Below are 15,182 nucleotides of genomic sequence, written 5' to 3'. Positions count from 1 at the left end.
CACCCGGAACCGCGTCGCCGGCCACCCCGAGCATAGCACCGACACCCGTCATGCACTAAGATTGGAAACGGACCACCTCATTGGGGCAGGCCAGGTGGTGATGGACGGGGCAGTTCTTGGTCCCGACAGCATCGTCGCCGCGAACTCCTTCGTAAAGGCCGGCTTCAAGGGGGCGCCGCGCCAATTGCTCGCCGGCTCGCCCGCGTCGGTCCGGCGCGACGTCACGGCCGGGGAAGTTGCTTGGATGACGCTAAATACCCGTGAGTATCAGGAACTGGCGCAGCGTTCACGTAGGGCAATGCACGAGGTCGCACCCTTGAAGGCTGTCGAGGCCAATCGGCGACGCCTGCAGGGAACGACTGACGTGGTGGCGATTCATGCAACTACCTCCAGGTGACACAGGCGCTACAAGAATCCCGTGGCTGCGAGGAGAGGCCAGTCCTTGAACCTTTCGGTGTGATAGAAGTCGGAACTCCTGCTCGATTCCCGGCAGGATAAAGGAAGGCTAATCTCACGTCATCTTCCTTGCGGCATGGCTATTAGCGTGCGCCGCTGCGAACGGCTGGAATCGCGGCCAGAAAGGCATCGTTTTCACTGCGATTGGCGATGGTGACACGCGCCCAGTCCAGGAAGGGCTCTTCCTGCCAGGCCTTGATTAGAACACCCTGCCGGCGCAGCGCCTCGGCGAAGTCGGCGGCGCGGTCGGGCGTGCGGAAGAACAGGAAGTTGCCGTGGCTGGGCGCGACCTCATAACCCGTGGCGCGGAGACCTTGGGCCACACGGTTGCGTTCGGATGTGGTCAGCGCGACCACACGGGCCAGATGGCCGGTATCCTGCAGCGCGGCCAGTGCCGCCGCGCCAGCCAGCGCGTTGATGGCGAACGGGTTGCGGGTCTTGCGCAGCGCCCGCACCAGCTCGGCGTCCGAGCAGATACCATAGCCGACCCGCGCCCCCGCAAGGCCATAAGCCTTGGACAGCGTGCGCAGCGACACCCATGGGTGTCCCGCCTCGCGCAGCATTGCAAGGGCGTCGAAGGCCAGATCGTCGGACAGGTATTCGCGGTAAGCCTCGTCGAAGACGACCAGCGCGCCCTGCGGCACCGCGGCCAGCAGCTGGGCGAAGTCGGCCTGCGGCACGGCGGGGCCTGCCGGGTTGCTGGGCGAGGAAAAGATCAGGATGCGCGCGGGCTGCGCCAGCGCCGCGATCAGCGCATCGGCCGGAAACCGCCAGTCGGGCGGAAAGGACACCTTGTCCACCACCGCACCGCAGGCCCGGGCCCCGAATTCATGCAGGCCGAAGCTGGGGCAGATCGTCACCACCCGGTCGCCCGGCCGCAGGACCGCGCGATAGATAGCGCCGATCAGGTCCTCGGAGCCGTTGCCCAGGATCACGGTGTCGGGGTCCACGCCATTCGCCTGCCCGATCCCCTGACGCAGCGCCTCGTCGCTGGCATCAGGATAGCGGCCAACGCCGGCCGCGGCGTCGCGGATCGCCTGCACCGCCGCGGGCGACGGCCCCAGCGGGCTTTCATTGCTGTCGAGTTTGGCCACCGCGTCGATGCCATAGACGCTGCGGAACCGGTCCAGCGCGAGGCCCGCGTTATAGTCGGGCAGTCCCGCGACTTCGGGCCGGATCAGGGGTTGGGATGACATTGTGGGGCCTCGTGCGTCAAAGGTCGAATATCTTGCCGGGGTTCATGATGCCGCGTGGGTCCACGGCGCGCTTGAGCCGCCGCATCAGGTCCAGCGCGGGACCATGCTCGGCTTCCATATAGGCTTTCTTGCCCAGGCCCACGCCGTGCTCTCCGGTTGAGGTGCCACCCATCGACAGCGCCAGTTCCACCAGCCGCCGGTTGATGGTGCGGGCGGTCTCGGTTTCCTGCGGGTCCGCGGGATCGAACAGCAGGACCAAGTGGAAATTTCCGTCCCCGACATGGCCGATCAGCGGCGCGACAAGGCCTGTTGCTGCGATCTCGGTCTTGATGGCGGCGATGCAGTCCGGCAGGCGTGACAGCGGCACGCAGACGTCGGTCGAGATGCCCTTGATGCCCGGCCGCAGCGCGCGGTTGGCATAAAGCGCCTCGTGCCGGATGCGCCACAGCCGCGTGGCATCTTCGGCTGTCGCGGCGGGTTCGATCCGGGTCGCGCCCGCATCGCGGGCCAGGTCCTGGAACAGCGCCACGTCATGTCCCACAGCGGGGTCTGATCCCGTGATCTCGACCCATAGCGTCGCGGTTTCCGGCAAGGCGGCGGCGCACCACGCGTTGATCGCCGCCATCTGCAGGTCGTCGGCCAGTTCGATCCGGGTCAAGCCCAGGCCGCAATGCTGGGCGGCGACGACGCAGGCGGTGGCGGCATCCAGGTCGGGGAAGCTGCACAGCAGGGACTGCGCCGCCTCGGGCGTGCCGAACAGCCGCAGCGTCAGCTCCGTGATGACCCCCAGCGTGCCTTCCGCGCCCACGAACAGATGGGTCAGGTCGTAGCCGGCCGCGGACTTGCGCGCCCGTCCGCCGGTGCGGATCACCTGACCGTCGGGCAGCACCACCGTCAGCCCCAGCACCAGTTCCCGCATCGAGCCATAGCGCACCGTGGTCGTCCCCGAAGCACGGGTGGAGGCCATTCCCCCTAGGGTGGCCTGCGCCCCCAGATCAACCGGGAAGAACAGCCCGGTGGCCCGCAGTTCCTCGTTCAGGCGCTGGCGGGTGACGCCGCACTGGACCACGCAGTCCATGTCCTCGGCATGGATGGCAAGGATGCGGTCCATGCCCGACACGTCCAGGCTGATGCCGCCTTTGGGCGCCAGCACCTGCCCCTCGATCGAGGACCCTCCGCCGAAGGGGATCACCGGGACGCCATGGTCGTGGCAGACCGCCAGCACGCGCGCCACCTCCTCGGTCGATTGCGCCATCACCACGGCGTCGGGAGCTGCTGCGGGTAGCCAGCTTTCGGCGGCGCCGTGCTGGTCGCGCACGGCGGCCGAGGTCAGCAGCCGGTCGCCGAAATGCGGCGCCAAGCCCACCAGGGCGGCGCTTGTCGCGGGAGTGGTCGAGGTCATGGAGGGATCGTTCCGTGCGAGAGAGGGGCGCGTCGAGCCCTGCCGCCGCGCCCGGGGGAAGCTACTCCTTGAACCACCAGCGTTCGGAGGCGCGGGCGCCGTCCAGTTCCCAGTCGTTGCCCAGTTCGCCATGGGTGACCTTGTCCGAGGTCGCGTCCAGGAAATCGGCCCAGACTGGGGCGACCATGCCGCCATCCTCGGCGATCAGGCTCTGGCATTCCCAGTAAAGCTGCTTGCGCTTTTCCTCGTCCCTCTCGCCGCGGGCGGCGACCAGGGCCTTATTGAAGGCCTCGTTGTCCCAACTGGTCTCGTTCCAGCTGCCGATACCTTCGCGCGAGTAGGCCAGCGACAGCATCACGTCCTCGTTCGGACGACCCGACCATTTGGTCGCGAACATCGGGCGCTTGCCCCAGATGCCGGACCAATAGCCATCGTCCGGCTCGCGCTTGACGTCGATAGTGATGCCGGCCGCCGCCGCCTGTTCGGCGTAGAGCTGGGCCATGTTCGTGGCCCCCGCAAAGGGCGCCTCGGCCACGTGCAGCGGCACCGTCAGCCCCTCGGCCCCTGCCTTCTGCAGCAGCGCCCGCGCCTTCTCTGGGTCGTAGACATGCTGGACCAGGTTCGGATTGTGATACTGGTAGGCTTCCGAGATCGGCTGGTCGTTGGCGATCGAGCCATACCCGGAGAGGATCTTGTCCAGCATCTCCTGGCGGTTGATGGCCAGCTTCATCGCCATGCGCACGTCCGGATTGGCGAACAGCGGGTCGGTGCAGTTCATGCTGAAGGCGTAGTGCTGCTTGCCCTTGGTCTGGATCAGGTTGATCCCGGGCATCGACTTCAGCAGGTCCGCGGTCGTGGTGTCCACGAAGGCGATGGCATCCACCTGGCCGGTCTGCAGCGCGGTCATGCGGGCGTTCACATCTGCGATGCACTTGACTTCGATCTCGTCGAAATGGGCGCGGCCCTCCTTCCAGTAATTCGGGAAGCGCTTCACGCGGCTGCCGACGCCCGGTTCGTAGCTTTCCAGCGTATAGCCGCCGGTGCCGATGCCCTTGTCGAAATCACGGTCCTCGGCGGGCACGATCAGCATCGTCACCATACTCAACAGCGACGGAAAGCCCGAGTTCGGCGCGGCCAGCGTGATACGGACCTCGTTCGGGCCGGTCGCTTGGATGTCGGTGACGGGCTCGAACAGGGCCTTGGTCTCAGAGACCGTGTCGGGGCCGCGGTGCAGGTTCAGCGACCAGACCACGTCATCGGCGGCCATGGTCTTGCCGCTGTGGAACTCGACCCCGTCGCGCAGCTTGAAGGTCCATTCGGTCAGGTCGTCGTTGCTGCCCCATTCGGTCGCAAGCTCGGGAACCAGCTTGCCGCCCGGCCCGACCTCGATCAGGCAGTTGCGCAGCTGGTATTGCAGCTGCATCATGAAGCGGCTTTCGTTGAGCTGAGGGTCCAGGGTCTCGGCGGTGTCGAAATCGGCGACCGCCAGGCGGAAGGTGCCGCCCTTGCGGGGGTGTGCGTCCTGCGCCAAGGCGCGGCCGGGCCGCAGCCCCAGCACGGCGGCGGTGGACATCGCCCCCGCCCCAAGCAGAAGCGAACGTCGGGTGGTCAGCAAGGCCATCGTGTTTCGTGCTCCCTGTGGTGAAGACGCCTGGGCCGGCAAGGCGGTGGCGGTATTTTTATGTCTAGACTTAAGAACTACGGCCATATGGCCGACCTCACAAATCAGTTTGGTTGGCCTATCTGTCAGATACGCTAAACTGTACCCCGGAACAGAGGAGAACCGATCACGTGAATACGGCGCTTCCGCCGCTGCGCGCGCTGCAGGCGTTCGAGGCTTTCGGCAGGCTGGGCTCGGTCAACAGCGCCGCGCGGGCGCTGGGGGTCACCCCGGGCGCAATCAGCCAGCAACTCAAGCTGCTGGAGTCGCATGTGGGTCTGCCGCTGTTCGTCAAGGACGGCCGCCGGGCCATGCTGACCCCGGCGGCGCGGTCCTATCACGACCTGATCTCGCAAGGATTCGAGCGCCTGCTTCTGGCGCAGGACTATATCGTCAGTCACCGGCTGAACGACGAGCTGACGATATCAGGCCTGCCGACGCTGCTGCAGAAATGGCTCAACCCGATCCTTCACAGGTTCCGGGCGGCAGCGGGGGAAATCCCGATTCGCATCGTGGCGACCCATCAGGAATCCGACCCCCGCACACTGGAACAGAGCTTTCGCCTGACCTATGGGAAGGCGGCCCAGCCTTACGCGCATTCCCGCGTGCTGTTCACCGACCACTGCTTTCCGGTCTGCTCGCCCGAATATCTGGAGCGCCATCCCGAGGCCCGCGACCCCGCCGCGCTGGCTCGCCTGCCGCTGATCGATATCGACTGGGGCCTTGCCTATTCGGCGGTGCCACGATGGGGCAACTGGTTCGCCGCCGAGGGCGTCTCTCCAGGCCCGGTCCGCCCTGTCGCCGTCCATTCGCTGTCCGGCCTTGCGCTGGAGGCGGCGGCAGCCGGGCAGGGGGCGGTTCTGGCGCAGGCTTCCTTCGTCGCCTCGGACCTGCAATCGGGCCGGCTGCTGCGGCTTTCGCACAGAAGGCTGCAGATGCCCGATCCTTACGTGATCTGCTGGGGTCCGATGACCCTGGGGCGGATGCCCGCGCGCAAGTTCCTGGACTGGATGATGCTTGAGACCAAGGCCCTGCGGGGTGAAAACGTTAAGGCCAGCTAAACAATCAGGCGCTTCTTCTGCGCTGTTGCGGCGTGGTTTTGGCTATACATAAGCAGCAACTCAGCCACGAAAGGGTGCCGCCGTGTTTCTGAAGAACGCCTGGTATGTCGCCGCCTGGAGCCACGAGATCGACGCCAGCCTCAAGCAGGTCGTCGTCCTGGGCGAAAAGATCTGCGTCTTCCGCAACAGTCAGGGCGAGGTGATCGCGCTGGAGGACGCCTGCCCCCATCGCAAGCTGCCGCTGTCCAAGGGCCGCATCAAGGGCGACAACGTGGAATGCGGCTATCACGGACTGACCTTCGACTGCGCGGGGCAATGTGTCTGGGCGCCCGGCGGGGGCCGCATTCCTTCCGCCGCCAAGGTCCGCCCCTATCCGATCCACGAAAAATACGGTCTGGTCTGGATCTGGATGGGCAACGCGGCCATCGCCGATGCCGACGACATCATCGACATCCCGAACTTCGACAGCCCCGACTGGGGCATCAACTCGGGCGACGCGATGGAGCTGGCCTGCAACTACCTTCTGATGTGCGACAACCTTCTGGACCCCACCCACGTCGCCTGGGTCCATGAGGGCAGCTTCGCCCAGGCCGCGACCAAGGACACGCCGCTGAAGGTGACGCGCACGGACAATGGCGTCATTGTCCACCGCTGGATGATGAACGTCGAGCCCGCCCCCTTCTACAAGAAGATCGTCGAGTTCGAGGGCAACTGCGACCGCCTGCAGCATTACGAGGTGCGCTATCCGGCGCACGCGCTGATCCGCGCGGTCTTCACCCCCGCGGGCACCGGCGGGCCGGACGGCACGCTGGACGAGCGGACCTTCGTCATGGACAGCTACAACTTCATGACCCCCGTGAACGAGCGCGAGACGCGCTATTACTGGTTCCAGCTGCGCAACGTCCGCCCGCAGGACGCCGAATTGTCGAAGATGATGGCCCACGACGTCCGCAACGCCTTTTCCGAGGACAAGGCCGTGCTGGAGGAAGTCCAGGTCGGCATGACCCACAAGACTTCGCCCCATATCGACCTGTCGATCGACGCGGGCCAGCTGCGCTTCCGCCGCCAGCTCGAGGCGATGATCGCCGAAGAGCAGATGGTCGATGAAAAAATGAGAGCCTGACGATGGCCGAGGCCTTCCGCCGTTTCCGGGTGGTCCGCAAGGTGCCGGAAAGCAGCGTCATCACCTCGTTCCACCTGGCGCCCGCCGACGGCGGGCCGCTGTGGGAGGCGCGGCCGGGGCAATACCTGACCCTGCGCGTCCCGGCCGAGGGCGGGACGGTGCTGCGGACCTATTCGCTGTCCTGCGCGGTGGATGCGCCCGACTGTCACCGCATCACCGTCAAGCGCGAGTCGCTGGGTTCCGTCTGGCTGCACGACCGCGTGGCGGAAGGCGACGAGATCGAGATCGCCGCCCCCCGCGGCGCCTTCCACCTGGACGAGGACAGCACCCGCCCGGTCCTGCTGGTGGCGGGCGGGGTGGGGGTGACGCCGCTGCTGTCGATGCTGCACCGGCTGGCGGCGACCGACCGGCGCGCCTTCTTCGTCCACGCCTCCGAGAACGGCGACGTCCATGCGATGCGGGACGAGGTCGCGGCGCTGGCGGCGGCTTCCGAGGGGCGCATCACGGTGCGCCACGTCTATCGCACCCCCACGGACGCGGACCGCGCCGCCGGCCGGTTCGACGCCGAAGGCGTGGTGGACCGGGCCTTGCTGCAGTCTCTGCTGCCGCTGGACGACTATCAGGTCTATCTGTGCGGGCCGACGCCCTTCATGGTGGCGATGTGGCGGCTGCTGACGGGCCTGGGCATCGCGCCCGAGCGCATCGCCTATGAGTTCTTCGGCAAGGGCGGCTCGCTGGCGGCGCTGGCGGCCGAACCCGAGGCGCCGCGCGTCAGGCCCACCCATGTCCCCGCCCATGCGCCGAGATCGCTGGCGAGGCTGGAGTTCCTGACCGACCCCGACGCCCGCGCCGTTCCCGAAGCCCCGCCGCGCCTGTCCTCGGCCCCGCAGGCTGCCGTCCCAGCCGCAGCAGTCGAGGGCGATCAGGTGGTCTTTGCCCGCGCGGGTGTCACCGCCGCATGGGACGCCGCCGCGGGGTCCATCCTCGAACTGGCTGAGGCCGCAGGGCTGACCCCCGAGTTCAGTTGCCGCGAGGGGATCTGCAATACCTGCCGCTGCACGATCCGCGAGGGCGCGGTGGAATACACCAGCGAACCCCTGGACCCGCCGCCCGCAGGACAGGTGCTGATCTGCTGTTCGCGCCCCGTGGGCCGGGTGGTGCTGGAAATCTGAGAAGGGAGCCGGGCGGATCCGTCAGCCCGGCATCCGTTCGACCGCCGCCGCGTCCAGTTCGGGCCCGACGGTGAACAGGTGGTCCCCCGGCCGGACCAGCGCGTTGCGCCGCGCGACCAGGATCACGCCCGCGACCGGGGCGGCCAGTTCCTGCGGCGGCAGGTCCAGGTCGAAAAGGTCGCGCAGGATCGCCAGCGGCTGTCCTTCCGCGACCCGGTCCCCCAAGGCGACCAGCGGCTCGGCCAGCGCCTGGCGCATCACCGTCACATGGCCACTGCCTGCGCCCAGATCGGCAAAGCGCGTCGGCGGCGCTGTTCCGGCGCCCAGCCTGCGCGCGACCTCGGCGCCGATCACGCCCTGGGCTGCCAGCAGCCGTAGAACCCCTTGCCAGCCCGCCTCCAGCGAGGCGCGCGACACCCGCCCCCCGCCCCCGAGTTCACAGGAAAACATGGCGCAACCGGCCGCATGGGCGGCGGAATCGAGATCCCCTCCAGTATTGCCGGGCGGGACCACGACCGTCCAGGGCAGGCCGAAGGTCTCGGCCAGCGTCCGGTTGCGGCGGTCCGTCTGCGCGTCGCCCGTCAGCGTCAGATAGGCGCAGTCGATGTAATCGGCGTTCGTCCCCCCCGAATGGAGGTCGATCACCAGCCCTGCGCGCGGCATCAGATGGGCGGTGACGAAGCCCGCCAGCGCCCGCGTCGGTCCCGCCCCCGTCGCGCCCGGAAAGGAACGGTTCATGTTGCCCTGGTCCAGCGGCGAAACCCGCCGCGCGGCCAGAACCGCCGGCATGTTCAGCGCGGGCATCAGGATCAGGCCGCCGGGAACATCGGCGGGTTCCAGCATCTCGAACAGGCGGCGGGCGATGATCTGCCCCTCGTATTCGTCGCCGTGATTGCCGCCCGTGATCAGCGCGGCCGGGCCGGCGCCGCCACGGATCACGCCCAGGGGGCTGCGGATTACGGAATAATCCCGGTCGTTGTCGGAATGGTCCAGTTCCACCCAGCCCCAGGACTTGCCCGGCGCGTCCAGGTCCAGCGCGCAGGCGACGGTGTCGTACCGGATCATGCGGCGTTCCCCCTTGCGCCTTCGCCGGCCCCTTCGCCGCTGGCGCCGTGGCGCCGCTGTTCCAGCAGCCGGGTCAGCCAGTCCGGGTCCATTTCCGGCACCGAGGACAGCAGCAGCTCGGTATAGGGATGGTGGGGCGGCGCGAACATCCGGTCCTTGGGGCCCTGCTCGACCACCTTGCCCTTCTGCATCACCACCACCTCGTCGGCGATGGACCGCACGGTCGCAAGGTCGTGGGTGATGAACAGATAGCTCAGCCCCTTGTCGCGCTGCAGCCGGTCCAAGAGGCGCAGGATGCCTTCGGCGACGATCTGGTCCAGCGCGCTCGTCACCTCGTCGCAGATGATGAAGTCGGGGTTGGCCGCCAGCGCGCGGGCGATGCACAGGCGCTGCTTCTGCCCACCCGAAAGCTCGCCCGGCAGCCGGTCGATGAACTGCGCCGGCTCAAGCTCGATTTCCGCCAGCAGCTCGCGGATGCGCGCCTCTTTCGCCGCGCCGCGCAGGCCAAGGAAGAACTCCAGCGGCCGGCCGATCACGTCGCGGACCCGGTGCCAGGGGTTCAGCGCGGTGTCGGCCATCTGGTGGATCATCTGCACCCGCCGCTGCAAATCGCGCGGTCGCCGGCGGCTGTGCGCCACCAGGGGCTGGCCCTCGAAGACCACCCGCCCCTGCGTGGGCGCGAGCAGTCCCATGATGACGCGCGCCGTCGTCGATTTGCCCGACCCGCTTTCGCCCACGACCGCGACGGTGCGCCCGCGCGGCACGCTGAAGGACACGTCCTGCAGCACCGGCAGCGCGCCATAGCTGGCCGAGACGTTCTCGATCCGCAGGATCGGCCGGGGGTCCGTGACGGGCGCGCGGGGGCTGGGGCGGAACTCGCGCACTGCCCACAGCGAACGGGTATAGTCCTCGCGCGGATGCGCGAGCATCTCGCGCGTGGGGGCCTCTTCGACCTCGGTCCCCTTCAGCAGCACCTTCACCCGGTCGGCCATCTGCGCGACCACGGCCAGATCGTGGGTGATGTAGATCGCGGCGGTGTCGTGATCGCGCACCGCGTCGCGGATCGCGGCGAGCACCTCGATCTGGGTGGTCACGTCCAGCGCGGTGGTCGGTTCGTCGAAGATGATGAGGTCGGGCCGGCAGGCCATCGCCATCGCGGTCATCGCCCGCTGCAACTGGCCGCCCGAGACCTGGTGGGGATAGCGGAAGCCGATCTGCTCGGGGTCGGGCAGGCGCATCTCGCGATACAGCTTCACCGCCTCGTCCCCGGCCTGGGCGCGGGACATGACGCGATGCTGCACCGGGCCTTCGCAATGCTGGTCGATCAACCGCCAGGCCGGGTTGAAGGCCGCGGCCGAGGATTGCGCGACATAGGCGATGCGCCGCCCCCGCAGGTCGCGCAGCGCCGATTCCCGCGCGCCGATCAGTTCCTGCCCGTCGAAGCGGATCGAGCCGCCCGCGATCCGCAGGCCCGGCTTGACATGGCCCATCGCGGCCAGCCCCAGCGTCGACTTGCCGGCGCCGCTTTCGCCGATCAGGCCGACGATCTCGCCCTTGGCGACGGTCAGATCGACGCCCTTGACGATTTCGCGCCAGCCGTCCTGGGCGCGCCCCTCGATCCTCAGGTCCTGGATCTCAAGAAGTCCGTCCATGATCCTAGTCCTTCAACCCGCTCGAGACATGCAGCACCCAGTCCACCACCATGTTCACCGCAACCGTCAGGATGGCGATGGCCCCGGCCGGCAGCAGCGGCGCCAGCCCGAAGGTCGCGGCCTGCCAGCTCGAGAAATTGGCAAACGAGATCAGCTTGGCGCTTTCGCGCACCATCGAGCCCCAGTCCGCCGTCGGCGGCTGCAATCCGAGACCGAGGAAGCTGAGCGCCGAGATGAACAGGAAGACGAAGCAGAAGCGCAGCCCGAACTCGGCGATCAGGGGGGCGGCCGCGTTGGGCAGCACCTCGCGCCGGATGATCCAGCCCAGGCCCTCGCCCCGCATCCGCGCGACCTCGATATAGTCCATGGTCAGGATGCCCTGCGCCACCGCCCGCGACAGCCGGAACACGCGGGTGCTGTCCAGCACCGCGATGACCAGCACCAGCGCGACGACCGAGGTGCCTGTGATCGTCAGGATCAGCAGCGCGAAGATCAGCGAGGGAATCGCCATCAGCACGTCCACCACGCGCGAGCTGAGGGCGTCGAACCAGCCCCCCACCGTCGCGGCCAGAAGCCCCGTCGTCGTGCCCAGCAGGAAAGCCAGCACCGTCGTCACCAGCGCGATGCCCACGGTGTTGCGCGCCCCGTAGATCAGCCGCGACAGTACGTCCCGCCCCAGGGCATCGGTCCCCAGCCAGTGCGGCGAGGCCCAAGGCAGGTATTTCGAGCCGACGATCTGGGATTCGGGATAGGGAGCAAGCCAGGGGGCGAACAGCGCGGTGACGGCATAGACCGCGATCAGCGCCATCGCGAGCTGGGCCGAAAGGGGGGCGGTGCGCAGAAGGGACAGATAGCGCGTCACGGGCTTACCTCGGATGCAGCAGGCGCGGGTTGGAAACGATGCCGATGATGTCCGCCGCCAGGTTCAGCAGAATATAGGTTGCGGCAAAGATCAGGCAGGCGGCCTGCACGACGGTGATGTCGCGCTTGGCGACGCTGTCCACCAGAAGCTGGCCCAGGCCCGGATAGACGAACACCACCTCGACCAGCACCACGCCCACGATCAGATAGGCCAGGTTCAGCGCGATCACGGTGGCGATCGGGGCGACGGCATTGGGCAGGGCATGGACCGTGATCACCCGGCGCCGCCTGATCCCCTTCAGATGGGCCATCTCGACATAGGGCAGCGCCAGCAGGTTCACGATCGCCGCCCGCGTCATCCGCATCATGTGCGCCATGACGATCAGCACCATCGTCAGCGCGGGCAGGAAGGTCACATACAGCCGCTGCGTCAGGTCCATGCCGGGCGCGACCGCGGCCAAGCTGGGAAACCACTGCAGATGAACCGCGAAGATCAGGATCAGGATATAGGCCACGAAATATTCGGGAAACGAGATCACCGCCAGCGTCGAGGAGGAGATGAAGCGGTCCAGCCAGGACCCGCGGTAAAGCGCCGCCACGATCCCCAGCCCCACCGCCAGGGGAATGGCGATCAGCGCGGCATAGCCGGCCAGGAAGAAGGTGTTGAAGGACCGGTCGCCCAGCAGTTGCGAGATCGGGCGCTGGTTCGCCATCGACAGCCCTAGGTCCCCGGTCAGCGCCCCGCCCAGCCAGTTGATGTAGCGGACAAGGGCAGGATCGTTCAGGCCGAATCGCTCGCGGAAAGCGGCGAGGGTTTCCGGGGTTGCCGACTGGCCAAGGACCTCAGTTGCGATATCGCCGGGCAAAAGCTCGATTGCCCAGAAGATGATGGCCGATACGATCAGCAGCGTCAGTGCCCCGATCGCCAGCCGCCGCAGAATGAGCTTGGATATTGGGGACATCTTAGCTGCCATTTGTCTGGACTTTGACCCGTTATGCATAGCTATAATCACAATCTATGCACGCCGCGTCCAGTGCCGATTTCAGGAGGGGCCCGCAAGTCGGCGCTGGACGCGGCATCGGCGGCAAAATGCTGGAAAGGAGTCCCATGGTCGCGACCAACAGCTATCGCGAGATCAAGGCCGACATGCTGCGCCGCATCACCGGCGGCGAATGGCCGCCTGGCAGCTTGGTGCCGAACGAGACGGATTTGGCGCAGGAATACGGCTCGGCCCGTGCCACCATCAACCGCGCCATGCGCGAACTGGTCGAGGACGGCCTGGTCGAGCGCAAGCGGAAGGCGGGCACCCGGGTCCGCCTGCTGCCGTTGCGGCAGATGCGCCTGGACATCCCGCTGGTGCGCAACGAGATCGAGGAACAGGGCGCGGAATACCGTTATGCGCTGGTGCGCTCGGATATCCTGAAGGCGCCTGACTGGCTGCGCGCGCGGCTGAACCTTGATGCCGACACGCAGCTGCGCCATGTGACCTGCGTCCATTTCGCCGACGGCCAGCCTTACCAGTTCGAGGACCGCTGGATCAATCTCAAGGCGACGCCCGGCGCCCGCATCGCCGATTTCGGGGCGACCGGGCCGAACGAATGGCTGGTCCGGCAGGTGCCCTTTTCCAACGTCGAGGTCAGCTTTTCAGCCAGCCCGGCCACCCAGGAACAGGCCCAGCATCTGGGCTGCGCCCCCGGCGATTCGCTGTTCCAGATCGAAAGGCAGACCTTCTGGCAGGGACAGTCCGTCACCTTCGTCCGGCTGCTTTACCACCGCGGCTACAGGATGACGACGCGCTATTGAACCGCATGCCAGGGTCCGGGCTATATCGCCTGCCTCAGCCGCTGCAGGGTGCGGGTGTAGGCCGCGGTGATCGGCGCGCGGCGGATGTGTCGGCCCTCCGCGACGAGGTGGCGCCCGGCCGACCAGGTGTCGGTCACGTCGCGATCGTCCCTGGCGAAGATCCAGGTGTCGAGCAGGGTGTCCTTCTCGCGTCCGACACCGTCGGGACCCAGGTCGCCAAGCGCCATGAGATCGGCCCAGAGCCCCAGCTCGATGGCGCCCGCCGCGCGCCCCGACGCCTGTGCGCCGCCCCTGGCCGCGCCCTCGAACAGCACGCGGCCGGTCGAACGGTCGGCACTGGCCAGCGCTGCGCGCGAACGGTCGCGCAGCCGCTGCGAATAGTCGAGCGTCCGCAGTTCCTCGGACAGCGCGATTCGGATGTTGCTGTCGGACCCGATGCCGAAGGCGCCGCCCGCATCCGTCCAGCGCACGCCGTCGAAGATGCCGTCGCCCAGGCTGCTTTCGGTGATCGGGCACAGCCCCGCCACCGCGCCGCTGCGGGCAAGGGCCACGGTTTCACCGGGCGTCATCTGGGTCGCGTGGATCAGGCACCAGCGTTGATCGACGGCCAGGTTTTCCAGCAGCCATTCGACCGGACGGCGGCCGGTGGTGGCCAGAACCTCGTCCACCTCGGCGGTCTGCTCGGCCAGGTGCATGTGAATCGGGCCGTCCCCCGCCAGCGCCTGCGCGGCCGCAAGCCCGTCCCCGTCCACCGCGCGCAGGCTGTGGGGGGCGATGCCGATGCGGCTGTCCGCCCCGAGCCGCGCCACATGGCCCTGCGCGCCCTCGACAAGGCGGGCGAAGCGCTCGGGCGTATTGCCGAAGCGGTCCTGCCCGGACACCAGCGCCCGGCGGTCGAGCCCGCCCCATTGATACAGCACCGGCAGCAGCGTCAGGCCGATGCCCGTCTGCGCGGCTGCCGCCGCGATCCGGCCCGACATCTCGGCCAGGTCGGCATAGGGCCGCCCGCCGCTGTCGTGGTGCAGGTAGTGGAATTCGACGCTGGTGGCATAGCCCGCCTCCAGCATCTCCATCTGCACGAAGGCGGCGATGGCTTCGATGTCCTCGGGGGTCAGTTGGTCGAGGAAGCGATACATCAGCCGCCGCCAGGTCCAGAAGCTGTCCTTCGGATCGGGACCGCGCCGTTCGGTCAGCCCCGCCATCGCCCGCTGAAAGGCATGGCTGTGAAGGTTGGCGGGCGCGGGCAGCAGGGTCTCGACCACGGTGGCGCCGGGGGGCGGGGCCGTGCCGCGCTCGACCGCGGCGATGCGCCCGTCCTCTCCGACGAAGACCGCGACCTGCGTTTCCCATCCCGCGGGCAGCAGCGCCCGTCTTGCCCATATCGCCGGCATTGCCCGTTCCCGCCTGTTGATGCGCCCCGTTGACAGGCGGCATTATGTGCAGACATAAACAAGCCAACGCAAGCCCGAATCGCGAGGTCTCATGTCGGCCCCCCCTCCCTCCGCCCTCACCCTTGCCAACGCCCGCCTCGTGACGCTGACAGGCGAGGGTTACGGCTTGATCGAGCGCGGGTGGCTGCGGATCGAGGACGGCCGCATCGCCGCCCTGGGCGAGGGCGAGGGCGAGGGCCAGGCGGAGGGCGAGGACATGGGCGGCCGCCTGGTCACGCCCGCGCTGATCGACTGCCACACGCACCTGGTCTTCGGCGGCGACCGCGCGCGCGAGTTCGA

General features: G+C 67.9%; 12 protein-coding genes and 2 pseudogenes. 6 read left to right on the top strand and 8 right to left on the bottom strand.

The genetic code is table 11. From position 1 onward, the window contains the following. Positions 1-397, top strand: a pseudogene (locus BLQ03_RS16895) (hypothetical protein); the annotation flags it as partial. 142 nt (positions 398-539) lie between these two features. Here the strand turns inward: BLQ03_RS16895 and BLQ03_RS16890 are convergent. From BLQ03_RS16890 to BLQ03_RS16880, 3 genes are all read right to left on the bottom strand, one after another. Then, entirely contained in the window at positions 540-1,652 is a 1,113-nt protein-coding gene (locus BLQ03_RS16890) for an aminotransferase class I/II-fold pyridoxal phosphate-dependent enzyme (protein ID WP_090757472.1), read from the bottom strand. Between the two features lie 16 nt (positions 1,653-1,668). After that, a complete protein-coding gene (locus BLQ03_RS16885; RefSeq protein WP_090757471.1) occupies positions 1,669-3,054 on the bottom strand; it encodes an FAD-binding oxidoreductase in 1,386 nt (461 codons plus the stop codon). Between the two features lie 61 nt (positions 3,055-3,115). Continuing rightward, positions 3,116-4,675 carry an ABC transporter substrate-binding protein gene (locus BLQ03_RS16880; protein WP_175558936.1) on the bottom strand — a complete coding sequence of 520 codons (1,560 nt, stop codon included), beginning with the start codon at positions 4,673-4,675 and terminating at the stop codon, positions 3,116-3,118. 170 nt (positions 4,676-4,845) lie between these two features. Between BLQ03_RS16880 and BLQ03_RS16875 the strand changes: the two genes are divergently transcribed. The 3 genes from BLQ03_RS16875 to BLQ03_RS16865 all read left to right on the top strand — a co-directional run bounded on the left by BLQ03_RS16875 (position 4,846) and on the right by BLQ03_RS16865 (position 8,070). Continuing rightward, positions 4,846-5,775 carry a LysR substrate-binding domain-containing protein gene (locus BLQ03_RS16875; RefSeq protein ID WP_175558935.1) on the top strand — a complete coding sequence of 310 codons (930 nt, stop codon included), beginning with the start codon at positions 4,846-4,848 and terminating at the stop codon, positions 5,773-5,775. A gap of 82 nt (positions 5,776-5,857) precedes the next feature. Beyond that, entirely contained in the window at positions 5,858-6,898 is a 1,041-nt protein-coding gene (locus BLQ03_RS16870; protein WP_090757468.1) for an aromatic ring-hydroxylating dioxygenase subunit alpha, read from the top strand. 2 nt (positions 6,899-6,900) lie between these two features. Then, entirely contained in the window at positions 6,901-8,070 is a 1,170-nt protein-coding gene (locus BLQ03_RS16865) for a 2Fe-2S iron-sulfur cluster-binding protein (protein WP_090757467.1), read from the top strand. A gap of 21 nt (positions 8,071-8,091) precedes the next feature. Here BLQ03_RS16865 and BLQ03_RS16860 read toward each other — a convergent pair whose 3' ends face one another. The 4 genes from BLQ03_RS16860 to BLQ03_RS16845 are packed head-to-tail and all read right to left on the bottom strand — an operon-like array spanning position 8,092 to position 12,610. After that, complete coding sequence (locus tag BLQ03_RS16860) at positions 8,092-9,135, bottom strand: succinylglutamate desuccinylase/aspartoacylase domain-containing protein (protein WP_090757466.1); 1,044 nt, start codon at positions 9,133-9,135, stop codon at positions 8,092-8,094. After that, complete coding sequence (locus tag BLQ03_RS16855) at positions 9,132-10,787, bottom strand: ABC transporter ATP-binding protein (RefSeq protein ID WP_090757465.1); 1,656 nt, start codon at positions 10,785-10,787, stop codon at positions 9,132-9,134. The genes BLQ03_RS16860 and BLQ03_RS16855 overlap by 4 nt, the downstream gene beginning before the upstream one ends. Before the next feature lie 4 nt (positions 10,788-10,791). Further along, positions 10,792-11,649, bottom strand: coding sequence for an ABC transporter permease (locus BLQ03_RS16850; RefSeq protein WP_342672031.1), 858 nt, complete (start codon positions 11,647-11,649; stop codon positions 10,792-10,794). Between the two features lie 4 nt (positions 11,650-11,653). Then, the gene (locus BLQ03_RS16845) at positions 11,654-12,610 is read right to left on the bottom strand and encodes an ABC transporter permease (protein ID WP_090757464.1); all 957 of its coding nucleotides are present in this window, start codon (positions 12,608-12,610) and stop codon (positions 11,654-11,656) included. Positions 12,611-12,756: 146 nt separating this feature from the next. On the opposite strand from BLQ03_RS16845, the gene BLQ03_RS16840 reads away from it, so the two are divergent. Further along, complete coding sequence (locus tag BLQ03_RS16840; RefSeq protein WP_090757463.1) at positions 12,757-13,452, top strand: histidine utilization transcriptional repressor HutC; 696 nt, start codon at positions 12,757-12,759, stop codon at positions 13,450-13,452. A gap of 20 nt (positions 13,453-13,472) precedes the next feature. On the opposite strand, the gene BLQ03_RS16835 is transcribed toward BLQ03_RS16840, so the two are convergent. Next, complete coding sequence (locus BLQ03_RS16835) at positions 13,473-14,843, bottom strand: formimidoylglutamate deiminase (protein ID WP_090757462.1); 1,371 nt, start codon at positions 14,841-14,843, stop codon at positions 13,473-13,475. A 91-nt stretch (positions 14,844-14,934) separates the two neighbouring features. Here BLQ03_RS16835 and BLQ03_RS18465 point away from each other — a divergent pair. Beyond that, positions 14,935-15,182 (top strand): annotated as a pseudogene (locus tag BLQ03_RS18465) (imidazolonepropionase); the annotation flags it as partial.

This window comes from Paracoccus chinensis (genome assembly GCF_900102885.1).
Lineage (GTDB): Bacteria > Pseudomonadota > Alphaproteobacteria > Rhodobacterales > Rhodobacteraceae > Paracoccus > Paracoccus chinensis.
This window is presented reverse-complemented; position numbering and strand designations above follow the sequence as displayed.